Below are 22,377 nucleotides of genomic sequence, written 5' to 3' on the forward strand. Positions count from 1 at the left end.
CGTTGTTTTACCATGGTCAACGTGGCCGATAGTACCGACGTTAACGTGCGGTTTTGTACGTTCAAACTTTTCTTTAGACATCGATTGTCCCTCTAAGACACGGATAAATCGGTGATATCACCACATCAACCAGGCGAAATGCCTGAACTGTTGAATACATTTAAATTGAAACAGAGAGAAACGGGAGGAGAAGTGAAGTGGTGCTGATACCCAGAGTCGAACTGGGGACCTCACCCTTACCAAGGGTGCGCTCTACCAACTGAGCCATATCAGCACGTATTGGAGCGGGCAGCGGGAATCGAACCCGCATCATCAGCTTGGAAGGCTGAGGTAATAGCCATTATACGATGCCCGCATCCTGAAACTCGGCTACCCAGTTCTTTCTGTAACAAAAAAAGAGATTTCTCTCTTTTCATGTTTGAGCTGATTAATTTTTCTAACCAGCTCCGGCGGCATTTACGCTGCCAGAAAGTGGTGGTGGGGGAAGGATTCGAACCTTCGAAGTCTGTGACGGCAGATTTACAGTCTGCTCCCTTTGGCCGCTCGGGAACCCCACCGGACTTGATGGTGCCGACTACCGGAATCGAACTGGTGACCTACTGATTACAAGTCAGTTGCTCTACCTACTGAGCTAAGTCGGCATCAAGTAGCGCGCATTCTATGGAGACATGAGCAGTCATGCAACTAAAAAATTGCATAAAACGTTCTTTCGCTCACATTTTATTCGAAAGAAGGTCTAAACGCTGTAAATTCACCCACTCGCGGTTAAAAATCCAGCATGAATACATGATTTACACCGTATATAGCGTACCGTGATGGCTCCCGCGTAAAGCAGCGCTTCCCTATATTTTTTCTTATTATTCCTGTCATCTGGTGTTAACCTCCTGCCCATTGTCCAAAATTAACTATGTGAAGAACCACGACCCGGCTGTTTTGTCGCTGGTTCACTGAAACATGCTTATGAGCAAAAAAGAGCAAACGTTAATGACGCCTTATCTTCACTTTAACCGCAGCCAGTGGGCTGCCCTGCGCGATTCCGTCCCTATGACGTTGACGGAAGGTGAGATAGCGCGGTTAAAAGGGATAAATGAAGACCTGTCGCTGGAAGAGGTGGCAGAAATCTATTTACCATTATCTCGCTTGCTTAACTTCTATATCAGTTCCAACTTACGACGCCAGGCAGTACTGGAGCAGTTTCTTGGGACCAATGGGCAGCGTATTCCTTATATCATCAGTATTGCGGGTAGCGTTGCCGTTGGTAAAAGTACCACCGCGCGCGTATTGCAGGCACTGCTGAGCCGCTGGCCGGAGCATCGCAGCGTAGAACTGATCACCACAGACGGCTTTTTGCACCCGAATGAAGTGTTAAAAGAACGCGGTCTGATGAAGAAGAAGGGCTTCCCTCTTTCTTATGATATGCACCGGCTGGTTAAATTCGTCTCCGATCTGAAATCAGGCGCACCCAATGTGACCGCACCGGTTTACTCGCACCTGATTTATGACCGCATCCCGGATGGCGACAAAACGGTGGTTCAGCCGGATATCCTGATTCTGGAAGGATTAAACGTGCTGCAAAGCGGCATGGACTATCCGCACGATCCCCACCACGTGTTTGTCTCCGACTTTGTCGATTTCTCTATTTATGTCGACGCGCCGGAAGATTTGCTGCAAAGCTGGTATATCAACCGCTTCCTGAAATTCCGCGAAGGGGCATTCACCGATCCTGACTCCTACTTCCATAACTACGCGCAACTCTCTGAAGAAGAGGCCATCAATGTGGCTACGGGGCTGTGGAATGAGATCAACTACGTGAACCTGAAAGAGAATATTCTGCCAACCCGCGAGCGCGCGAGCCTTATCCTCACCAAGAGCGAGAAGCACGCGGTCGACCAAATCCGCCTGCGGAAATAAGCATTAAGCAGACATAAAAAAACCGGCGATAAGCGCCGGTTTTTTGTTTTTGCATTACGCGTGCGGCTTTTCGCCGTTTTCATCCTGGTCGACGGCAAAGCACGCCACCAGTTGACCACCGTAGTCTTTCAGCTGTGGCTGCAACTGGGTGCAAGGGCCGAAGCGACGGCGGCAACGGGCGTTGAACGCACATCCCGGAGGCGGGTTCAGCGGGCTTGGCAGCTCACCGGTCAGCTTAATACGCTCGCGGCGGTCGTCCGGGTTCAGACGCGGAGTGGCAGACAACAGTGCCTGAGTATACGGATGACGAGGATTATTAAAGATCTGATCTTTCGTCCCCTTCTCGACACACCGCCCCAGGTACATCACCATCACTTCATCCGCAATATGCTCAACAACGGACAGGTCGTGCGAAATAAACACGTACGACAGCCCCAGTTCCTGCTGCAAGTCCATCATCAGGTTAAGCACCTGGGCACGAACGGAAACGTCAAGGGCCGACACTGGTTCATCGGCAATCACCACATCCGGATCAAGCATCAGACCACGGGCGATAGCAATACGCTGACGCTGACCGCCAGAGAACATATGCGGGTAACGGTCATAGTGCTCGGTTTTAAGCCCGACTTTCGCCATCATCGCCAGCGCTTTTTCACGGCGCTGTTCTTTGCTCAGGCTGGTATTAATCTGCAGCGGCTCTTCCAGGATCTGCCCCACTTTCTTACGCGGGTTCAGTGAACCGTAGGGGTTCTGGAACACAATCTGGATTTTTTGACGACGCAGCTTTTGCGCCTGCGGATCGTGCTTGAGCAGATCCTGGCCCTGATAGTAAAGCTCACCGCCCGTAGGTGTTTCGATCATCGTCAGCAGACGGCCCAGCGTAGATTTCCCGCAGCCGGACTCACCCACCACCGCCAGCGTTTTACCACGCTCCAGAGTGAACGATACGCCATCAAGCGCTTTTACCAGGCGCTCAGGCGCGAACAGCCCCTTCTTCACCGGGTAGTGTTTTTTCAGGTCGATGGCCTGCAACAGCAGTTGTTGCGTGGCGGCCTGTTGCGTACTCATAGTGTTGGCCTCCCGGCATCATCGAGTGGGTAATGGCATTTCGACTGGCGACCGTCAGCAAGCCGGTTCAGTTCTGGCTCTTCTGCACGGCATTTGTCCGTCGCATACGGGCAACGTGGATTCAACAAGCAGCCCTGCGGACGGTCATATTTACCCGGAACGACACCCGGCAATGACGCCAGACGCGCTTTGTCCTGTGCAAACTCCGGAAGCGCACGCAGCAGTGCCTGAGTATACGGATGACGCGGCGCGCGGAAGATGTCGTTCGCTGCGCCCGTTTCCACAACCTGCCCGGCATACATCACAATAATTTTGTGTGCAGCTTCAGCCACCAGCGCCAGGTCGTGAGTGATCAGTACCAGCGCCATGTTCTCTTTCTGCTGTAACTCCAGCAGCAGTTCGATGATTTGCGCCTGGATGGTCACGTCCAGCGCCGTTGTCGGTTCATCGGCAATCAGCAGTTTTGGTCGACAGGCAATGGCCATCGCAATCATGACACGCTGGCTCATACCGCCGGAAAGCTGGTGCGGATAAACATCCAGACGTGAACCCGGATCGGGGATACCCACCTGGGTTAACAGGTCGATTGCCCGCTGACGACGGGTTTTCTTGTTACCACCCTGATGCACCTTAATCGCTTCCATAATCTGGAAACCCACGGTGTAGCATGGGTTAAGGCTGGTCATCGGGTCCTGGAAGATCATCGCCACTTCTGCACCTACCAGCTGGCGGCGCTGCTTTTCGGAAATGCGCTTCAGATCCTGACCATTAAACTCCAGACTTTCGGCCATCACGCGGCCCGGATAGTCAATCAGCCCCATAATCGCCAGCGAGCTGACCGATTTACCGGAACCTGACTCCCCAACGATGCCGACCACTTCGCCCTGATTTACGCTGTAGCTGATGCGGTCCACGGCGCGAAACGGTGTGCCTTCATCGCCGAAGTGCACCGATAATTTATCTACATTTAATAACGCCATCTCGTGCCTCTTACTGCTTCAGTTTGGGATCAAGTGCATCACGCAGACCATCACCCATCAGGTTAAATGCCAGCACCGTCAGCAGAATCGCCAGACCCGGGAAGGTGACGACCCACCAGGCGCTTTGTGCGAACTGCAACACGTCGGAGAGCATAGTGCCCCACTCCGGTGTAGGCGGCTGCGCACCCATGCCAAGGAAGCCAAGAGCGGCCATATCGAGAATGGCGTTAGAGAAACCGAGCGACGCCTGAACGATCAGCGGCGCAAGGCAGTTCGGGAAAATGTTAACGAACATCTGACGCATTGCGCCGGCACCCGCCACACGAGAAGCGGTAACGTAGTCGCGATGCACTTCCACCAGCACCGCCGCACGCGTTAATCGCACGTAGTGAGGCAGTGCCACGAAGGTCAGCGCAAGCGCTGCGTTACCTATCGACGGGCCGAATATCGCAACCAGAACCAGTGCCAGAAGCAGGCTCGGCAGTGCCAGCATGATGTCGACAATACGCATGATGATGTTATCGACGATGCCGCCGAAGTAACCGGCAACCAGGCCGAGCACAACACCCATGACCAGTGACAGCACCACCACCAGACAACCGACCAGCAGCGACAGGCGCGCGCCGTACATCAGACGCGACAGCACATCACGGCCTACATCGTCAGTGCCCAACAGGTGCGTCAAGGTACCGCCATCCTGCCAGGCTGGAGGAGCAAGCAGCGTATCGCGGAACTGATCCGCAGGGTTAAACGGTGCAAGCACGTTCGCAAACACCGCAATCAGGATCATGATGGTGACATAGACCAGCCCGACGACAGCGCCTTTATTGCGCTTGAAGTAGTGCCAAAACTCCTGCAACGGGGTCATTGGAACCGGTGCAGTGACAACTTTGTTTTCAGAAACCTGTGACATGATGGCCCCTTACTTCTTATGACGAATACGCGGGTTCACCACGCCGTACAGCAAATCGACCAGCAGGTTGACGAGGATAATCATCGTCGCAACCAGCAGCACACCGCCCTGCACCACCGGATAGTCACGGCGTTGTAGCGCATCAATCAGCCAACGTCCAAGCCCCGGCCAGGAGAAGATAGTCTCGGTCAGGATCGCCCCTGCCAGCAACGTCCCCACCTGCAAACCGATAACGGTAACAACCGGCAGCATGGCGTTACGCAGCGCGTGAACGATGATGACGCGCATCCGGGTCAGGCCTTTCGCGCGGGCAGTACGGATGTAGTCCTCGCCCAGCACTTCCAGCATGGATGAGCGGGTCATACGCACGATAACTGCCAGAGGAATAGTGCCCAGCACCATTGCAGGCAGGATCATGTGGGCCACTGCATCGATAAAGTTACCCGGCTCACCCCAGATGGCCGTGTCGATCAGCATAAAGCCGGTCAACGGATTGGAGTCATCAAGGAAAACCATATCGCTGACGCGCCCGGAAACCGGCGTCAGGTTCCACTGCACCGACACCAGCATAATCAGCATCATGCCCCACCAGAAGATAGGCATGGAGTAGCCGGTCAGCGCCAGACCAACAGCAGTATGATCGAAAATAGAACCACGCTTAACGGCAGCCAGTACACCGACCGGAATACCCACCGCGGTGGCAAAAATCATGGCGCAGACACCAAGTTCCAGCGTCGCTTTAAAACGCGGCACGAACTCGTCCCACACCGGAAGACGGCTTTTCAGGGAAATACCTAAGTCACCGTGCAACACACCCCAGATATAGTTGAGGTATTGCTGCCACAGCGGCTTGTTCAGACCAAGCTCAGCCAGCAACTGTGCATGGCGCTCAGGGGAAATACCACGCTCGCCCGCCATAATCATTACCGGGTCGCCGGGGATCATATGAACGAAGGCAAAAGTGAGAAGGGTGATACCGATAAACGTGGGGATAACAAGTCCCAGACGTCGGAGGATGAACTGCAACATAACCCGGATTCTCTCTGATGACGCACGACAAACAGCGTGACGTCTGTATTGCTCACAAATCTTATTCCCTCCCCTTTCAGAGAGGGAATAAAGCACTGCTGCCGGGTGGCGCTACGCTTACCCGGCCTACATACCGTAGGCCAGTGCAAGCGCAGCGCCGCCTGGCGTTGCTTTTAATTATTCAACAGATACGTTTTCGAAGTGGTGTTTGCCCAGTGGATCAACCACGTAGCCTTTAACTTCTTTACGCACTGGCTCGTACACGGTGGAGTGAGCAACAATCAGCGCCGGAGCCTGATCGTGCATGACAACCTGAGCTTGCTTGTACAGTTCAATACGCTTGTTGTGATCGTCGGTCGCACGTGCCGGCTGAATCAGATCTTCAAACGGCTTGTAGCACCAGCGAGAGTAGTTGGAACCGTCTTTCGCAGCAGCACAGCTGAACAGGGTTGCGAAGAAGTTGTCTGGATCCCCATTGTCGCCGGTCCAGCCCATCATCACAGCCTGATGCTCGCCTGCTTTGGCGCGTTTCAGATACTCGCCCCACTCGTAGGTCACAATCTTGGCCTGAACGCCGATCTTAGCCCAGTCAGCCTGAACCATTTCAGCCATACGGCGTGCGTTCGGGTTGTAAGGACGCTGTACTGGCATCGCCCACAGCTCAACGGTGAAGCCTTTTTCATGGCCTGCTTCTTTCAGCAGCGCTTTCGCTTTCTCAGGATCGTAGGTGTAGTCTTTAACGTCGTCATTGTAGCCCCACATTGTTGGTGGGATCAGGTTCTTAGCGGCAACGCCTGCACCCTGATAAACCGCTTTGATGATCGCTTCTTTGTTCACCGCGTAAGTCAGCGCCTGACGGACTTTCACATCATCAAACGGTTTCTTCTCGGTGTTGAAGGAGAGATAGCCCACGTTCAGGCCAGCCTGCTCCAGCAGATTGATGTTTTTGTCCTGCTTCATACGTGCGATATCAGCCGGGTTCGGGTATGGCATAACCTGGCACTCGTTTTTCTGCAGTTTTGCATAACGCACAGAGGCGTCAGGTGTGATGGAGAACACCAGGCGGTCGATCTGAGGTTTAGTACCCCAGTATCCAGGGAACGCTTTATACAGAATGCGAGAATCTTTCTGGTATTGCAGCAGCTGGAATGGGCCAGTACCGATTGGATCCAGGTCCACTTTTTCCGGGGTACCCGCTTTCAGCATGTTGTCCGCATATTCTTTAGACAGAATAGATGCGAAGTCCATTGCCAGGTCAGCCAGGAATGGTGCTTCCGGGCGAGTCAGCACGAACTGTACAGTTTTGTCGTCAACTTTTTTCACTTCAGAGATCAGGTCCGGCAGACCCATCCCTTCGAAGTATTCATAGCTGCCGCCAGACACTTTGTGGTACGGGTTCTGAGCGTTTTTCTGACGGTCGAAGGAGAACACAACGTCATCGGCGTTAAAGTCGCGCGTTGGTTTGAATTCTTTGCTGTCCTGCCACTTCACGCCCTGGCGTAAATGGAAGGTATAGGTTTTGCCGTCTTCGCTGACTTCCCACTTCTCGGCCAGACCCGGAATCACTTCCGTAGTCCCGGTTTTGAATTCAACCAGACGGTTATAGATAGGTACAGAGCTTGCGTCGTACGTTGTACCAGAGGTAAAGAGCTGTGGGTTAAAGCCTTCCGGCGAGCCTTCAGAACAATAAACCAGGGTTTTTGCCTGTACGCTTGCTGCGACGGTCAGAGCCACCAGGCTCAGACCAAGCTTCAGCATCCCTGACTTCTTCAAGGAAATACTCATTATTCTGCTCCAATGTGATGTTTTGCTTTGTTGTGTTACGCCGCCTGACCTTTATTTATTTTTTACCCGGTCCGGTCGGTGATGCCCGAAGGCGTTAAAGGGATGGAGAATCCTTTCAGAAGAGCCTTTGAGTTGCAGCGCAGATCCTCCCTGAAATGCCCCTCGTGCCCTACAATCTGTCAACAGAATGTGAAAACGTCAATACAGGTGACGGGGATTTACGCTGAGTGTGCGAAACCGCAAACAAAGATTAAAAAAACTTTAGGCGCCAGTTTTCAGCAGGGAAATTTATGCTACTCGCTATGTTGCAGCACAAATATCTTCATATTCTGCAACATGCAGTGATTAACTTTTATTCAGATTGGGTAAATTTTCTTGCAGAATGGTGATTATCTGAGCACTAAATACCGCGAACGTTAAAACGCACAGCGAAAAATGCTGAGGTTATCCATAAGCAACGCGAAAAAAGATCAATCTATATATAAAAAAATACAATGGATTATGTCACAAAATCGTTAACAGGCAGGTTGAAGCAAGGATAAGGGGCGTTTTAGACAATCGGGATGAATAACCCGCTAATGCAAAAAGGGCTAACCTTGCGGTTAGCCCTTTTCAGAATGTGGTCGCCGAGAGAGGATGACTCGCCACTGCGTGGCTCGCCCTTCGGGCCGTTGCTAAAGCAACGTTCTCTCGCTTCGCGAGGGTCGAACCTCCTGCCCCGGAGATTCTCATCCTCATAAACTTCAGAAGCAAAAAACCCTGCTCTAAGAGCAGGGTTTCGAATGTGGTCGGCGAGAGAGGATTCGAACCTCCGACCCACTGGTCCCAAACCAGTTGCGCTACCAAGCTGCGCTACTCGCCGAATGCGGAGCGCATCTTACTGCTGAGGTGCGCCCCCGTCAATCCCCTAAATTAAAAAAGCCATTCAACTGGCGATAAACTCGCCAGACGAGCTATTGCGCGGCTTTTGTGGTGTTATCGGGGAGTTTACACCAGTTGTTATTTTCGTTAATGCCACCGTCGGGTGAGGTATAGCCCAGGCAGCCCAAAATGGTGTCGTACAGCTCAACGTGACGACGCGGCACTTTCATTTCCGCCTCTGTTTTCAGGTGCGCAAACATCTTCGCTTTTTCCGGGTCTTCCAGATACTTATCCGACATCCACACCATCATTGGCACGCGGAACTGCTCCGGTGGCGCCATCTTGCGCGGCGTACCGTGCAGGTGCTCGAACTCATTGATCGACTCACCATGGTCAGAGGCATAGAACACAATCGCTTTCTTATCACGCACCTGGTCAATCACGGTATCAATAAAGTGGTCAACGTAGGTCACCGAGTTATCGAAGGAGTTAATCAACTGCTCTTTGGTACAGTCTTTATCCACTCCGACACACTCTGGCGTCCACTTCGCAAAGCTACGCGGATAACGCTGGGTGTAGTTAAAGTGCGAGCCTTTGGTATGCAGAATAATCATGTGCTTGCCATCAGGATTACCGTTCAGCGAGTTTTTCATCTCGTCGATCAGCAGCATGTCATCGACATTCTTGCCACGGTTACGCGGCTCTGCGCCAATCTGCTCACGGTAGGCAATGTTCTGCGCCATCGTGTTGCTGTAGAACCACATCTCGCTTTGCATCGCATAAAGATCGGACGTAAACCCAAGCTGGCGAAGCACCGAGAAAACGTTCTGTTCCTTGAGCGTACGCTGCGGGTTATCACTTGCCCCACCCTCACGCACGAACATGCAACGCAGGGAAAGCTTTGTCGCCGTATCGCAAGAGTAGCCACGATACGCAACCAGGTTTTTCTCCTGAGCCAGTTTCGGCGTGGTATCGCGGTCATAGCCGAGGAGACCCATATGATCCCAGCGGGTCGTTTCACCGATAATAAAGACGACATAGGTGTCATCGATATCTTTCGGCGCTACATAGGAGAACTTCTTCGCCGGGTTCATCAACGATTTGTTATCGGAGGATTCATCCACCTGAGCCCAGGCATACAGCCCCAGCGCAGAGATCCAGTTAGAAGGCAGATAAGAGTTCGCGACAACGCCGCCGTAGCTTGGCATATCCACGCCAGAGGTACGCTCGTCATACTTCTGTTTCACTTCCAGCAGGCGAATCGGTCCCCAGACCATCAGCCCCGCCAGCAGCACCAGCGCGACGCTACGGATACGCTGCCCCGGTGTGCGAATTTGGTGTATTAAGGTGTAGCGGCAGCGGTTGCTCCAGATAAGCAGCAACGGCAATGCACTAACCGCCAGCAACCAGAGCACAAAGTGCAGGCCAACCACTTCTTTCGACAGGTCGATGTCCGTGGTCATGACAGAGGCAATAATGCCGTAGCCAATCACCACGTTCATAAAGGTCATGTAATAGCTGGCACCCGCCGAACACAACACAACAAACGATGCCAGAACTCGCCACACACGCCGCCCAAACAGTGAGAGCACGCGCAGCAAACAAAACGTAGCCAGTACAGCAGCGACCAGTTCAACAACCGCTGCAATTCCTTTCCAGGCGGTAAAATCCTGCGCGTAACCGTCAAACCGACGGAAAAACACTGCGCCATTCATAAACAGGCCGATGTACAACGCCAGCAAAAAGCTCAGCTTTTGTTGCGCCATCGATTTAATGTATTTCATGCAACCTACCCGGAAAAAGGGACAGTAAAGCCGTCCGCCTTTGAACTAAATGTGAACAGATTAAATATTCGCTCAGGGAATCGTTATCAGAAACGCCTACAAGCGTGGTCAGTAGACCACAGGGAAAGGAAAAAGTGGCAGCAGAGAATGTGATCGGAACAGTTATTTACAAAAAATCAAATACGAATGTAGACATTTTCGTCTAAGTCGCGGTTTTACAGGCAATAAAAAGGCCGGAACACCGGCCTTTTTTCTTATGCATTACGCATGTGCTTCGGTAAATACTTCGCGTTGCGGCTGACGAATCGTTGTCGACAGCGCCAGCGAAATAATCAGTAATGCGAAAATGACACAGAAGGTCACATAGAAGCCGCCAAACAGTGAGGCAATCAGCGAACCGCAAATGCTGCCGATACCAAACCCTAAGTAAATCACACCGTAGTTTTTCGCCAGGTTATTCAGGCCAAAGAATTCACTCACCAGTGACGGGAATACGGTGATGGTGCCGCCAAAGTTGAACGCAACACAGGCAATCGCTGCAAAGAACGTGGCTTCATTCAGTGGCGCAAAGAGCAGCGCCGCCATTCCCACCAGCGATACCACCTGACCAATGGTGATCACGCGGATACGGGCAATTTTATCGGACAGAATACCCAGCACCAGACGGCCGGACAGGTTAGCGATAGAGATAACAGTTACCGCGTTAGCGGCGGTGAGCGCATCGAGTTTCACCATCCCCTGAGCAATATCTTTCGCCACGCCAATCACATACAGACCGCTCATACAGGCCGTCAGGAACATGACGGCCAGCATCCAGTACTGTGGTTTACGCATGGATTGCACCAGGGTGAAGTCATTTTCCATCACCCCATTGACGGATTTCACTTCCTGCTGAGGCGCATCTTTCATCAGCGTAGCCCCGAACAGAATCATCACCAGCACGATGACGCCCCAAATCATGAAGGTTTTCTCAAGACCCACAGAGGCCAGCAGATGCGAATCGATAAACTTGAAGCCGAGGCTGCCCAGGCCATAAGAGCCGATAGCAAAGGCAGAAATTAACCCCTTGCGTTCCGGGAACCATTTCACACAGTTTGACAGCGTCAGCAGATAACCCGCACCGTCTGCCAGCCCCACCAACACCCCGGCGCTCAACCACAGCATCATCAGGTTGCTGGAGTGTGCCGTCAGGAAAAAGCCTACGCCTAACAGAATGCCGGAGGTCATGGTGACACGCTTAACACCAAAACGTTCCTGCAACTTGCCCGCCACCGAGGAGGAAAGCGCCAGGCCGAGGCTCAATAAGCCAAAGGAAAACGCCACCTGGCTCACCGGCGCGCCGAGCTTATCGGAAAGTGCACTGTTAAACAGGCTCCAGGTATAGACCGAACCCAGCGCAAACTGAGTCACGATGGTGCCAAATAAGGTCAGCCAGCGAGTGCGGTTGTATGTTGATGTGTTCATGGCAGTTGTCCTGCAAGAGAAATTAAGGGAAAACGCTTAGGACAACGATAAACAAAACCTTAAAACACCTGGGGGAAAACGGCATGAAATGCAGGAGAGACGGAATGAAATGCCTGGAATCAGGAATGAATGACCTTGCCGGGGTCTGGAGCGAAAGCGTGTTAGTGCATACTATCGCTGCAACCCCGACCGTTATTGTGCTAAAGATGTTATCGCATCGTTGAAAAAAATAACAACCCTAAAATTTTGCACTCACACCCAGGGTATACAAAAAGTCTTCACCGGTTGGGGTGTTATCCGCCTGGGATAAAGAGGCATACGCCGCCATATGTGGGTTAAGCAGCACGTCGGTGCCAACGGTAAGATCTACCCAACTCCCGTACTGCAAGGGGGCAGGTGACTGAGACATGCCAAACTGCGATTTCCACTGATTCTCACCAAACTGCTGGTTATAGCTAATCTGTGCCCAGGGGCGCAGATCGCCATATTGCGTATCCACTCGCCAGCCCAGCGAGCTGACGCTTGCGTGCCAGAGTGGGTCGGTCAGTGATTGCGTTGTGGCGCTATCACCAAACTCGTTGTACATGTTGGGTGCCGAACCATCGTAACGCCATGCCACAACAGGCCCGGTGGTGATATGGTTGGTGACAGGGAAATTCCATCCCAGGCTCATAGAACCAGGGGGTTCGGACGTCGAGTCAGATGGCAGAGTCAGGGCGAGCCCAGGCACATTCTGCGACGTCTTAATACGCTCAGCGAGAATATCGTCGTAACGTGGTTGGTGATCGGCGTCCCATGTATAGCGTTCCGCCGTATTGCTTTGTGTATCTGAAACGATATATTCCTGTTGCCAGGCAAACGCGGTGTTACAGGAAAATAAACAGGCTGAGACACCTGCCAGGCCAAAAAAAGCACGGCAGCCACTGATTTTTTTTATCATCATCAAAGCGACTCCAGAAAGAGCCGAATTCGGCGATATTTATCATTGTTTAAGAAGAGGTATTAGGGCGAAGCCCTGTATTAACTATTGTCTCTTTAGCAGACACGTCAAGCCTGAAAGATTGAAATTTTTGCGATTTCAGTATCAATAAGGGAGATAACCTATGCAACGTTGCGGCTGGGTAAGCCAGGATCAGCTCTATATCGACTATCACGATCAGGAATGGGGTGTGCCGGAAAAAGACGGAAAAAAACTCTTTGAGATGATCTGTCTGGAAGGCCAGCAAGCCGGTCTATCCTGGATAACCGTTCTGAAGAAACGTGAGAACTACCGCGCAGCCTTCCATCAGTTTGATCCCGTAAAGGTCGCCGCCATGACCGACGAGGATGTAGAAAGGCTGGTTCTGGACGCCGGAATTATCCGTCATCGCGGCAAAATACAGGCCATCATCGGTAACGCGCGGGCCTACCTGGCCATGGCGCAAAACGGCGAGCCGTTCTCAGATTTTGTCTGGTCATTTGTGGATAACACCCCAAAAGTGACGCTGGCCGCAACGCTTGCGGAGATCCCCACTTCAACCGCCGCTTCAGATGCACTGTCTAAGGCACTGAAGAAAAGAGGGTTTAAATTTGTGGGCACCACTATCTGTTATTCCTTTATGCAGGCCTGTGGGCTGGTGAACGACCATATTACAGGCTGCATCTGTCACCCTGGGGGCGTTGATGATCCGCAAATGGCAAAGTGAGAATGCAGATCCGTTACTGAGCTTATGGCTTGAAAGCACCACCGAGGCACATCCGTTTATCGATCCGGGTTACTGGAAAGAGAATGAAATTCTGGTGCGTGACGTCTATCTCCCGTCGGCAGAAACCTGGGTCTGGGAAGAAAACGGGCACCCGTGCGGATTCATTAGCGTGATGCAGACGCAGTTTGTCGGCGCGCTGTTTGTCGCCCCGGCGTTCATCGGGAAAGGCATCGGGCGCGCGCTGCTGAACTATGTTCAGCAGCGCTACCCGCATCTAAGCCTGGAGGTGTATCAAAAAAACGTCCGGGCGGTGAATTTCTACCATTCCCAGGGCTTTCGCATTGAAGACAGCGCCTGGCAGGATGACACTCAACACCCGACGTGGATCATGAGCTGGCAGGCGGATCAAACGCCGTTAGTGTAAGTTCGGGCCCCTGATATTTCTCGACCCATGCCAGCGCAGTGTTTCCGGCGCACCCATTCCCCAGCTTTGAGCTGGGGAGATCTTTGGTCAGCACGTTGACGGCCCCGTTTTTACAGATACCGCCTTCGGTCAGATCAAGGTCTGGCCAGGCTCCCTGGTGAATACAGATAACACCAGGTCTGATCCCGTCACTTACCACGGCACCCGCCAGCACTTGCCCGCGCTGATTCCAGACACGCACCACATCGCCATCCGCAATCCCGCGGGCCTGCGCATCATCTTTATGCAAGGTGATCGGCTCGCGTCCTGCTACAGCATACTGTTCACGCAGCGAGGTATAGTTAAGCTGGCTGTGTAAGCGGTGTGCCGGGTGAGCAGACAGTATCTGAAGCTGCTGCGGCTGCGCATTTCCGTGCCATTCGTCTGGCTCAAGCCATGCAGGATGCGGCGGGCAGTCGGCGTAATTAAAGCTGGCGATCCGCTGGCTGTAGATTTCAATTTTCCCGCTTTCGGTCTTAAGCGGATGATTTTGCGGATCACGACGGAAATCGGCAAAACGGACAAATTGCGCGTTCTGCTCGCTCTCCGGCATTTCGAAAATGTCATTTGCTTCCCAGAAACGGGCAAACGGTGGCAATGTGACACCCTGCGCAGCACCACGTTGACTGGCTATCTGGTAGAACGTTTCCAGCCATTCCAGATCGGTTTTACCCTCAGTGAATCGCTCGCGCCCCCCCTCTTCCCAGAGTTCACTCAGGTCGGCAAAGACATCCAGGTCGTCGCGCGCTTCATCACGCGGCGCCACAACACGCATCATCGGCACCATATGCTGATTGCTGTAATCGCCGGTCATGGTGAGGTCGTTACGTTCAAACGAGGTCGTGGCAGGCAGAACGATATCTGCGTGCCTGGCGGCAGCAGTCCAGAAGCATTCTGAAATCACCACCAGTTCCGGTTTCTGCCAGGCGCGGATAAGACGGTTGGTATCCTGATGATGGGTAAAGTTCGCACCACCCGCCCACCAGACAAAGCGAATATCCGGGAAGTGCCGGTCCATGCCGTTGTGCTGATAAAACCCGCCAGGGTTTTCCAGCGCCTCGACAATGCGCGCCACCGGGATTTTATCCACGGCATCTGTGCCGTTGTGAACGGTACCCTGCATGGACGCCAGCACAGCAGCTTTACGCGTGGGGTTTCCGCCGTTCGCAAAGTGATAAGAGAGCCCAAAACCGCCACCCGGCGTACCAATCTGGCCAAGCATTGCGGCGAGTGTCACCAGCATCCAGTGTTTTTGCTCACCGTATTGCTGGCGCTGCATCCCCCAGCCGGACATCAGCATGGTAGTATTTTCGTGGAACAACACCGCAAGCTCGCGGATTTTTTCTGAATTTACACCGCAGATATCTGCCGCCCATTCAGCCGTTTTGGCGATCCCGTCGGTTTTGCCCGTCAGGTAGTCTGCGAATTTGTCGTAACCGGTGGTACAACGCGCCAGAAACGCCTCATCCTGCCAGCCGTTTTCCACCAGTGTGTGCGCAATACCCAGCATCATCGCCACATCGGTTCCCATGTGCGGGGCAATCCATTCGGCACTGTCGCCCAGGAAATCCATGGTTTCAGAGCGCATCGGATCGATGCAAATAATGCGCTTACCGCTTTTACGCAGCGCATCAAAGTAGGGAATGCCCTGCTCGTCAGTGGCATTCCACGCAATCTTGAGTGTATTGAGCGGGTTAGCGCTCCACAGCACCACCACATCGGTGTGCTCCAGCACCAGCGGCCAGCTGGTCTGCTGCTGGTAAACTTCATTCCCGCCCACCACGTACGGCATGATGGCCTGCGCCGCACCGGTCGAATAATCGCCCAGATGCCCGGTATAGCCCCCGGCCAGGCTCATATAACGCTGGAGAAGTGTAGCGGCTTTGTGCAGTACCCCGTTCGAACGCCAGCCATAAGAGCCTGCAAAAATGGACGATGGACCATAGCTCTCACGGATACGTTTATGCTGCGCATGAATCAGTGCAAGCGCGTCATCCCAGCTCACACGCACAAACTCATCCTGCCCACGGATACCTTGCGGTTTATCCGGTGACATCAAAAACCCTTTGCGAACCATCGGCCAGCGCACGCGGGTTTTACTGTGTACCTGATCGCGAACGACCGTCTGAAGCGAGTTCGGATGTTGCGAAGGCAGTGCCCCGCGGGATGACAAGACGTTTTCGCCATCGGTTTCGACCAGCATCGGGCCCCAGTGGGCGGCGGTCAGAATCGTTTTTGTTGAGGTGCTCAAGCGTGCGCTCCTGGTTGCGTGCAGGTTTTACGGCCTTCTTATTGAGGCTGTTTATGGTTTGACACAAATTTCAGAGTAATACCCGGAATTTTCTCCGTATCTGGACGTCATAATCAACCGCCACGCTCGTCGTGGCAAAGAATAAAAAGGATTAAGGAAATAAGATGAAAAAACGCGTACTCGTAATTGCTGCTCTGGTGAGCGGCGCAATGGCTGTTTCAGGCTGCACAACAAACCCTTATACCGGTGAAAGCGAAGCAGGAAAAGCGGGCATCGGCGCAGGTCTCGGTTCGCTGGTAGGTGCGGGCATTGGCGCACTCTCCTCATCCAAGAAAGATCGCGGCAAAGGTGCGCTGATTGGCGCAGCGGCCGGTGCAGCGCTGGGTGGCGGCGCGGGTTATTACATGGATGTGCAGGAATCAAAACTGCGCGAAAAAATGAAGGGAACCGGCGTGAGCGTGACGCGTAATGGCGATAACATCATCCTGAACATGCCAAACAACGTGACCTTTGACTCCAACAGCTCCACGTTAAAACCAGCAGGTGCAAACACCCTGACCGGCGTAGCGATGGTACTGAAAGAGTACAACAAGACAGCGGTTAACGTGTTCGGCTTCACCGACAACACGGGTAGCCTGGATCTCAACACCCGCTTGTCACAGCAGCGTGCCGATGCCGTTTCCAGCTCGCTGATTACCCAGGGCGTTGAAGCTAACCGTATCAGCAGCAAAGGTATGGGCCCTGCCAATCCTATCGCCAGCAACAGCACCACTGAAGGCAAAGCGCAGAACCGTCGCGTAGAGATCACCCTGAGTCCTGTGCAGTAATCATTGCGCCGGGTGGCGGCTTCGCCTTACCCAGCCTACGTTCGACATGTAGGCCCGGTAAGCGCAGCGCCACCGGGCAAATCACTTGATTCGTCAGATTTTCCCGCTAAGGTGTTCTCACTCAATTCAGGGAAATCAGCAATGAGCAAATCAGCACGGGCCACCATCAGCGACGTAGCAAAAGCCGCCAAAACCGGTAAAACCAGTATTTCACGCTATCTCAACGGCGAGAAACATCTGCTGTCTGATGCCCTGCTGGCCCGTATTGAGCAAGCCATTGCCGATCTGGATTATCGCCCAAGCCTGATGGCTCGCGGCCTGAAGCATGGCCGTACTCGTCTTATCGGGCTTATCATCGCCGACATCACCAACCCCTACTCCGTGAATGTGTTAAGCGGTATTGAAGCGGCCTGCCGTGAAAAAGGGTTTACCCCGCTGGTGTGTAACACCAATAACGAAGTCGACCAGGAGCTGCATTACCTCGATCTGCTGCGCAGTTACCAGGTGGAGGGAATTGTGGTGAATGCCGTGGGAATGCGTGAAGAAGGCCTCAATCGCCTGCAACAATCCTCCCTGCCAATGGTACTTATCGACAGAAAAATCCCGGAATTCGCCTGTGATGTCGTCGGCCTGGATAACACTCAGGCAGCCACCACAGCTACCGAGCATCTGGTTGAACAGGGCTTCGAGGCCATTCTGTTTCTGAGCGAACCGCTGGGCACAGTCAACACCCGCCGCGATCGGCTGGCGGCATTCCGCGCGACCCTGGCACGCTATCCCGGCGTGATTGCCGAGAATGCCGAAACACCGTTGCACGAAGCCGAACAGATCGACAACATCCTGCGCCAGTTCCACACCCGCCATCGCGGGATGCGAAAAGCCGTGATTTCCGCCAACGGCGCGCTAACGCTACAGGTTGCCCGCTCGCTCAAACGTATCGGCCTGCACTGGGGCAGCGATATTGGCCTGCTGGGGTTCGATGAGCTGGAGTGGGCTGAGCTGGCTGGCGTGGGCATTACCACACTCAAACAGCCCACGTGGCAAATCGGTTATGCCGCGGTTGAGCAGGTTGTCCGCCGTATTGAAGGCATTAGCGATGCCATTCACGAGCAGGTCTTCTCTGGCGAGCTGATTATTAGGGGCTCTACCGCCCGTTAATTTCCCCTTCGTGATGCCGATCATAAATTCAACATCCTGCCCTTTTCTTTGGAACCGGTTCCATCTAGCGTAATACTATCGATGTGAGTTGTAACGGAGTCAGGCAATGGGCAGGAAAATAATGGTGGTCACCGCCGCATATGGCGCGGATCAGGTACGACAGGCGGGTGGCCAACGGGCGATGCTTCCGGTGATTGCCGCTGCAGGTGCCGACGGCGTTGAGATCCGCCGTGAGCTTTTCAGCAGCGAAGAATTACTGGCGCTGCCCGCATTGGGCGAGTCCATTGAGCTGCTGGGTTTACTGGCCTGTTACTCCGCGCCAGCGCCCCTGTTCACGCCTGGCGGGATCCTCAACCCCGACCTTTCGCGGTATCTCGCCGAAGCCACCACGCTCAATGCCTTGTGGCTGAAAGTTTCACTAGGTCATTTCCGCGATAAGCAGCCGCTTGAGGAGCTGCGTACATTACTGAACGAAAGTGGCATGGCGCTGGTGGTCGAAAACGATCAGACCGACTGCGGCCAGCTCGCGCCAATGCAGCGCTTTAAGGCGGCCTGCCGGGTGCTGTCGTTGCCCGTGACGCTGACATTTGATATGGGCAACTGGCTGTGGGTGGGCGATTCGCCGGAAGAAGCCGCCCGCCATCTGGCACCTGCCGTGAGCTATATCCATGTCAAAGCCGCCGTTCCACATCATCAGCAGTTCCGCGCCATTGCGCCGGATCATGCCGATGCTCGCTGGCTGGAATTGCTTAATCAGCTGCCATCTGACGCGCCGCGCGGGATCGAGTTCCCGCTGGAAGGGCCTGACCTGGCTGCCGTCACCCGTCATTACGTTAATCTGCTGCGCGAGGAGTAAATCATGCACAAGACGCTGGATGTAATCACCATCGGCGAGGCCATGGCAATGTTCGTTGCCACGCAAACGGGCGAGCTCAGCGCAGTAGAGCACTTTTTCAAACGCGTGGCAGGGGCAGAGCTGAACGTCGCGACCGGCCTGGCGCGCCTGGGATTGAACGTCGGCTGGGTAAGCCGCGTGGGTGATGACAGTTTTGGCAATTTCGTTCTGGATACGCTGAAAAAAGAGGGGATTGATGCCGCGGGTGTCACCCTCGATGCACGCTTCGCTACCGGCTTTCAGCTGAAATCTAAAGTCGAAAATGGAACCGATCCCATTGTGGAGTATTTCCGCAAAGGCTCGGCGGCAAGTCATCTGTCGGTAAACGACTATCACGCGCACTATTTCGCCTCCGCACGCCATCTGCACCTGAGCGGCGTGGCGGCAGCGCTCTCCGCCAGCTCTTATGAGCTTCTGGATCACGCGGCTGCGGCCATGAAAGCGCAAGGGAAAACGATCTCCTTTGATCCTAACCTGCGCCCGGTGCTGTGGAAAAGTGAAGCCGAAATGGTTGAAAAGCTTAACCACCTGGCTTTCCAGGCTGACTGGGTGCTGCCGGGTGTGAAAGAGGGGATCATCCTCACCGGACAAAAAACGCCGGAAGGGATCGCCGATTTTTATCTGAACAAAGGGGTAAAAGCCGTGGTGCTGAAAACCGGTGCCGACGGAGCCTGGTTTAAAACTGCCGAAGGTGAACAAGGTGCGGTTGCCGCGGTAAAAGTCGACAACGTTGTCGACACCGTTGGGGCTGGCGACGGGTTTGCCGTGGGGGTGATTAGCGCCCTGCTGGAAGGAAAAACGCTGCATCAGGCGGTGTCGCGAGGCAATAAAATTGGAGCACTGGCAATTCAGGTGCAGGGCGACAGCGAAGGGCTACCGACACGCGCGCAGCTTAACGAATAAACATTCCCCCTCGCTTAGGGTGAGGGGAAAAACGCACTCAACAAACAAACCACCGTGTACCCTACATACAACGGCGGTACAAACCTCAACAACAGAGGCAAGCCTATGAACAGTTCGACCAATGCAGTAAAACGCTGGTGGTACATCATGCCAATCGTGTTTATCACGTACAGCCTGGCGTATCTTGATCGTGCCAACTTCAGTTTCGCATCCGCCGCGGGCATCACTGAGGACCTGGGGATCACCAAAGGTATCTCTTCCCTGTTAGGTGCCCTTTTCTTCCTCGGCTATTTCTTCTTCCAGATCCCTGGCGCTATCTACGCCGAACGTCGCAGTGTTCGTAAGCTTATCTTTATCTGCCTGATCCTCTGGGGCGGCTGCGCTTCACTGACCGGCGTGGTGAACAACATTCCTGCCCTGGCCGCCATTCGCTTTATTCTTGGCGTGGTCGAGGCAGCAGTGATGCCAGCAATGCTTATCTATATCAGCAACTGGTTCACTAAATCTGAGCGTTCCCGCGCCAACACCTTTTTGATCCTCGGTAACCCGGTCACGGTACTCTGGATGTCGGTGGTATCTGGCTATCTGATCCAGTCATTCGGCTGGCGCGAGATGTTTATCATCGAAGGGGTTCCAGCGGTCATCTGGGCATTTTGCTGGTGGATGCTGGTAAAAGATAAACCTTCGCAGGCGAAATGGCTCTCTGAGGATGAAAAAGCGGCTTTGCAGGCGCAGCTGGATAAAGAGCAACAAGGCCTGAAAGCGGTACGTAACTACGGCGAAGCCTTCCGTTCCCGCAACGTCATTTTGCTGTGCGCGCAGTATTTTACCTGGAGCATTGGCGTGTACGGCTTTGTGCTGTGGCTGCCATCGATTATCCGCAGCGGCGGCGAAAACCTCGGCATGGTGGAAGTGGGCTGGCTGTCATCCGTGCCTTATCTGGCGGCAACCATTGCCATGGTTATCGCCTCCTGGGCCTCGGACAAACTGCAAAACCGTAAACTGTTTGTCTGGCCGCTGCTGCTGATTGCTGCCTTTGCCTTTATCGGCTCCTGGGCCGTGGGTACCAACCACTTCTGGGCATCTTACACCCTGCTGGTGATTGCCGGTGCAGCGATGTATGCCCCGTATGGCCCGTTCTTCGCCATCATCCCGGAGATGCTGCCGCGTAATGTGGCAGGCGGCGCGATGGCGCTCATCAACAGCATGGGTGCTCTGGGCTCGTTCTGCGGCTCCTGGTTTGTGGGCTATCTGAACGGCGCAACCGGCAGCCCGTCAACCTCGTACATATTTATGGGGGTAGCACTTTTTGCCTCAGTGTGGCTTACTTTAATTGTTAAGCCTGCTAATAATCAACAGCTTCCCGTCGGCGCGCGTCACGCCTGACCCCTTTAAAATCAACGGAGATTAGCATGAAGCCGTCCGTCATTTTGTATAAAGCACTGCCTGAAGATCTGCAAAAGCGCCTGGAAGAACACTTCACCGTGACTCAGGTGAAGAACCTAAGCCCGGACACCGTCGCGCAGCACGCTGATGCGTTTGCCCGCGCAGAAGGGCTGCTGGGTTCAAGCGAAAAAGTGGATGTCGCATTGCTGGAGAAAATGCCGAAGCTTCGTGCTACCTCTACGATTTCCGTGGGGTATGACAACTTCGACGTCGAGGCCCTGAACACCCGCAAAATTGTGCTGATGCATACCCCGTATGCCCTGACAGAAACCGTGGCCGACACGCTGATGGCGCTGGTGCTCAGCACCGCCCGCCGGGTGGTGGAAGTGGCCGAACGCGTGAAAGCGGGCGAATGGACAAAGAGCATTGGCCCGGACTGGTTCGGTGTGGATGTTCACGGCAAAACGCTGGGGATTGTCGGCATGGGTCGCATTGGCCTGGCGCTGGCGCAACGTGCGCATTTCGGCTTTAACATGCCGGTGCTGTACAACGCGCGTCGTCATCACACGGAAGCTGAAGAGCGCTTTAACGCGCGCTACTGCGAACTGGAAACCTTGCTTCAGGAAGCCGATTACGTCTGCCTGATCCTGCCGCTGTCGGAAGAAACACATCATCTGATAGGCAAAGCTGAGTTCGCGAAAATGAAGAAATCAGCCATCTTCATCAACGCGGGTCGCGGCCCGGTGGTGGACGAAAAGGCGCTGATTGAAGCACTGCAAAACGGTGAGATCCATGCTGCGGGTCTTGATGTGTTTGAGCAAGAGCCACTGCCGGTCAGTTCACCACTACTGACATTGCCAAACGTCGTCGCCCTGCCCCACATTGGATCGGCAACTCACGAAACCCGCTACAACATGGCGGCCACCGCAGTGGACAACCTTATCGCCGCACTGGGCGGAAGGGTTGAGAAAAACTGCGTTAACCCGCAGGTACAGCAGTAGAAACGAAAAAACC

General features: G+C 53.9%; 19 protein-coding genes, 5 tRNA genes and 1 other RNA gene. 9 read left to right on the forward strand and 16 right to left on the reverse strand.

Going from position 1 to position 22,377, the window contains the following annotated elements; genetic code table 11:
* From ACS603_RS04275 to ACS603_RS04295, 5 genes are all read right to left on the reverse strand, one after another.
* Positions 1-81: elongation factor Tu (locus ACS603_RS04275; RefSeq protein WP_003842260.1), on the reverse strand; the 81-nt coding region annotated here is incomplete at its 3' end.
* 117 nt (positions 82-198) lie between these two features.
* Positions 199-274, reverse strand: a tRNA-Thr gene (locus ACS603_RS04280).
* A gap of 6 nt (positions 275-280) precedes the next feature.
* Positions 281-355 (reverse strand) — tRNA-Gly (locus ACS603_RS04285).
* 117 nt (positions 356-472) lie between these two features.
* Positions 473-557: transfer RNA gene (locus tag ACS603_RS04290), tRNA-Tyr, on the reverse strand.
* Between the two features lie 8 nt (positions 558-565).
* A tRNA-Thr gene (locus ACS603_RS04295) sits at positions 566-641 on the reverse strand.
* A 319-nt stretch (positions 642-960) separates the two neighbouring features.
* Between ACS603_RS04295 and coaA the strand changes: the two genes are divergently transcribed.
* Positions 961-1,911 carry a type I pantothenate kinase gene (coaA, locus tag ACS603_RS04300; protein WP_220458428.1) on the forward strand — a complete coding sequence of 317 codons (951 nt, stop codon included), beginning with the start codon at positions 961-963 and terminating at the stop codon, positions 1,909-1,911.
* A 54-nt stretch (positions 1,912-1,965) separates the two neighbouring features.
* Here coaA and dppF read toward each other — a convergent pair whose 3' ends face one another.
* From dppF to ACS603_RS04350, 10 genes are all read right to left on the reverse strand, one after another.
* A complete protein-coding gene (dppF, locus tag ACS603_RS04305; protein ID WP_182063245.1) occupies positions 1,966-2,979 on the reverse strand; it encodes a dipeptide ABC transporter ATP-binding subunit DppF in 1,014 nt (337 codons plus the stop codon).
* A complete protein-coding gene (dppD, locus tag ACS603_RS04310; RefSeq protein ID WP_182063244.1) occupies positions 2,976-3,959 on the reverse strand; it encodes a dipeptide ABC transporter ATP-binding protein in 984 nt (327 codons plus the stop codon). The genes dppF and dppD overlap by 4 nt, the downstream gene beginning before the upstream one ends.
* A 10-nt stretch (positions 3,960-3,969) precedes the next feature.
* The gene (dppC, locus tag ACS603_RS04315) at positions 3,970-4,872 is read right to left on the reverse strand and encodes a dipeptide ABC transporter permease DppC (RefSeq protein WP_315687542.1); all 903 of its coding nucleotides are present in this window, start codon (positions 4,870-4,872) and stop codon (positions 3,970-3,972) included.
* A gap of 9 nt (positions 4,873-4,881) precedes the next feature.
* On the reverse strand, positions 4,882-5,901 hold the full coding sequence (dppB, locus tag ACS603_RS04320) for a dipeptide ABC transporter permease DppB (protein ID WP_014068443.1): 1,020 nt from the start codon (positions 5,899-5,901) through the stop codon (positions 4,882-4,884).
* A 177-nt stretch (positions 5,902-6,078) separates the two neighbouring features.
* Positions 6,079-7,686, reverse strand: a complete 1,608-nt coding sequence (gene dppA, locus ACS603_RS04325; RefSeq protein ID WP_182063241.1) for a dipeptide ABC transporter periplasmic-binding protein DppA — start codon at positions 7,684-7,686, stop codon at positions 6,079-6,081.
* Between the two features lie 620 nt (positions 7,687-8,306).
* Positions 8,307-8,439, reverse strand: a non-coding RNA gene (locus ACS603_RS04330) — RtT sRNA.
* A gap of 32 nt (positions 8,440-8,471) precedes the next feature.
* Positions 8,472-8,548: transfer RNA gene (locus ACS603_RS04335), tRNA-Pro, on the reverse strand.
* Between the two features lie 91 nt (positions 8,549-8,639).
* Positions 8,640-10,331 carry a kdo(2)-lipid A phosphoethanolamine 7''-transferase gene (gene eptB, locus ACS603_RS04340; RefSeq protein WP_182063240.1) on the reverse strand — a complete coding sequence of 564 codons (1,692 nt, stop codon included), beginning with the start codon at positions 10,329-10,331 and terminating at the stop codon, positions 8,640-8,642.
* Between the two features lie 261 nt (positions 10,332-10,592).
* Positions 10,593-11,795 (reverse strand): L-lactate MFS transporter, encoded by a 1,203-nt coding sequence (locus ACS603_RS04345; protein ID WP_182063239.1) that lies wholly within the window; start codon positions 11,793-11,795, stop codon positions 10,593-10,595.
* 238 nt (positions 11,796-12,033) lie between these two features.
* On the reverse strand, positions 12,034-12,738 hold the full coding sequence (locus ACS603_RS04350) for an autotransporter domain-containing protein (protein WP_182063238.1): 705 nt from the start codon (positions 12,736-12,738) through the stop codon (positions 12,034-12,036).
* Positions 12,739-12,898: 160 nt separating this feature from the next.
* Here ACS603_RS04350 and tag point away from each other — a divergent pair, with 160 nt between their 5' ends.
* Both tag and ACS603_RS04360 read left to right on the forward strand, forming a co-directional pair.
* Positions 12,899-13,480 (forward strand): DNA-3-methyladenine glycosylase I, encoded by a 582-nt coding sequence (gene tag, locus ACS603_RS04355; protein WP_182063237.1) that lies wholly within the window; start codon positions 12,899-12,901, stop codon positions 13,478-13,480.
* Positions 13,458-13,904 (forward strand): N-acetyltransferase, encoded by a 447-nt coding sequence (locus ACS603_RS04360; RefSeq protein ID WP_182063236.1) that lies wholly within the window; start codon positions 13,458-13,460, stop codon positions 13,902-13,904. The genes tag and ACS603_RS04360 overlap by 23 nt, the downstream gene beginning before the upstream one ends.
* On the opposite strand, the gene ACS603_RS04365 is transcribed toward ACS603_RS04360, so the two are convergent.
* Entirely contained in the window at positions 13,867-16,146 is a 2,280-nt protein-coding gene (locus ACS603_RS04365; RefSeq protein ID WP_315688734.1) for a molybdopterin guanine dinucleotide-containing S/N-oxide reductase, read from the reverse strand. The genes ACS603_RS04360 and ACS603_RS04365 overlap by 38 nt on opposite strands.
* Positions 16,147-16,358: 212 nt before the next feature.
* Here ACS603_RS04365 and ACS603_RS04370 point away from each other — a divergent pair, with 212 nt between their 5' ends.
* The 6 genes from ACS603_RS04370 (at position 16,359) to ghrB (ending at position 22,364) form a co-directional block, all read left to right on the forward strand.
* Positions 16,359-17,021 (forward strand): OmpA family lipoprotein, encoded by a 663-nt coding sequence (locus tag ACS603_RS04370; protein WP_182063234.1) that lies wholly within the window; start codon positions 16,359-16,361, stop codon positions 17,019-17,021.
* A gap of 141 nt (positions 17,022-17,162) precedes the next feature.
* Complete coding sequence (locus tag ACS603_RS04375) at positions 17,163-18,179, forward strand: LacI family DNA-binding transcriptional regulator (protein WP_182063233.1); 1,017 nt, start codon at positions 17,163-17,165, stop codon at positions 18,177-18,179.
* Between the two features lie 106 nt (positions 18,180-18,285).
* Positions 18,286-19,035, forward strand: coding sequence for a sugar phosphate isomerase/epimerase family protein (locus ACS603_RS04380; protein WP_474943819.1), 750 nt, complete (start codon positions 18,286-18,288; stop codon positions 19,033-19,035).
* Between the two features lie 3 nt (positions 19,036-19,038).
* Positions 19,039-19,977: a sugar kinase gene (locus tag ACS603_RS04385; RefSeq protein ID WP_474943820.1), complete on the forward strand. Its 939-nt coding sequence runs from the start codon at positions 19,039-19,041 to the stop codon at positions 19,975-19,977.
* Between the two features lie 105 nt (positions 19,978-20,082).
* Positions 20,083-21,363 (forward strand): MFS transporter, encoded by a 1,281-nt coding sequence (locus ACS603_RS04390; RefSeq protein WP_182063230.1) that lies wholly within the window; start codon positions 20,083-20,085, stop codon positions 21,361-21,363.
* A gap of 26 nt (positions 21,364-21,389) precedes the next feature.
* Complete coding sequence (ghrB, locus tag ACS603_RS04395; RefSeq protein ID WP_315687539.1) at positions 21,390-22,364, forward strand: glyoxylate/hydroxypyruvate reductase GhrB; 975 nt, start codon at positions 21,390-21,392, stop codon at positions 22,362-22,364.
* The last annotated feature ends 13 nt before the right edge of the window (positions 22,365-22,377 follow it).

This window comes from Enterobacter sp. Li2LvB3 (genome assembly GCF_056156645.1).

Coding starts and splice junctions, on each gene's coding strand:
- ACS603_RS04375 (WP_182063233.1), top strand. CDS start 17,163: ATGAGCAAATCAGCACGGGCCACCATCAGCGACGTAGCAAAAGCCGCC.
- ACS603_RS04390 (WP_182063230.1), top strand. CDS start 20,083: ATGAACAGTTCGACCAATGCAGTAAAACGCTGGTGGTACATCATGCCA.
- eptB (WP_182063240.1), bottom strand. CDS start 10,331: ATGAAATACATTAAATCGATGGCGCAACAAAAGCTGAGCTTTTTGCTG.
- coaA (WP_220458428.1), top strand. CDS start 961: ATGAGCAAAAAAGAGCAAACGTTAATGACGCCTTATCTTCACTTTAAC.
- ACS603_RS04345 (WP_182063239.1), bottom strand. CDS start 11,795: ATGAACACATCAACATACAACCGCACTCGCTGGCTGACCTTATTTGGC.
- dppD (WP_182063244.1), bottom strand. CDS start 3,959: ATGGCGTTATTAAATGTAGATAAATTATCGGTGCACTTCGGCGATGAA.
- dppA (WP_182063241.1), bottom strand. CDS start 7,686: ATGAGTATTTCCTTGAAGAAGTCAGGGATGCTGAAGCTTGGTCTGAGC.
- ACS603_RS04370 (WP_182063234.1), top strand. CDS start 16,359: ATGAAAAAACGCGTACTCGTAATTGCTGCTCTGGTGAGCGGCGCAATG.
- ACS603_RS04385 (WP_474943820.1), top strand. CDS start 19,039: ATGCACAAGACGCTGGATGTAATCACCATCGGCGAGGCCATGGCAATG.
- dppF (WP_182063245.1), bottom strand. CDS start 2,979: ATGAGTACGCAACAGGCCGCCACGCAACAACTGCTGTTGCAGGCCATC.
- ghrB (WP_315687539.1), top strand. CDS start 21,390: ATGAAGCCGTCCGTCATTTTGTATAAAGCACTGCCTGAAGATCTGCAA.
- ACS603_RS04360 (WP_182063236.1), top strand. CDS start 13,458: ATGATCCGCAAATGGCAAAGTGAGAATGCAGATCCGTTACTGAGCTTA.
- ACS603_RS04380 (WP_474943819.1), top strand. CDS start 18,286: ATGGGCAGGAAAATAATGGTGGTCACCGCCGCATATGGCGCGGATCAG.
- tag (WP_182063237.1), top strand. CDS start 12,899: ATGCAACGTTGCGGCTGGGTAAGCCAGGATCAGCTCTATATCGACTAT.
- ACS603_RS04350 (WP_182063238.1), bottom strand. CDS start 12,738: ATGATGATAAAAAAAATCAGTGGCTGCCGTGCTTTTTTTGGCCTGGCA.
- ACS603_RS04365 (WP_315688734.1), bottom strand. CDS start 16,146: ATGCTGGTCGAAACCGATGGCGAAAACGTCTTGTCATCCCGCGGGGCA.
- dppC (WP_315687542.1), bottom strand. CDS start 4,872: ATGTCACAGGTTTCTGAAAACAAAGTTGTCACTGCACCGGTTCCAATG.
- dppB (WP_014068443.1), bottom strand. CDS start 5,901: ATGTTGCAGTTCATCCTCCGACGTCTGGGACTTGTTATCCCCACGTTT.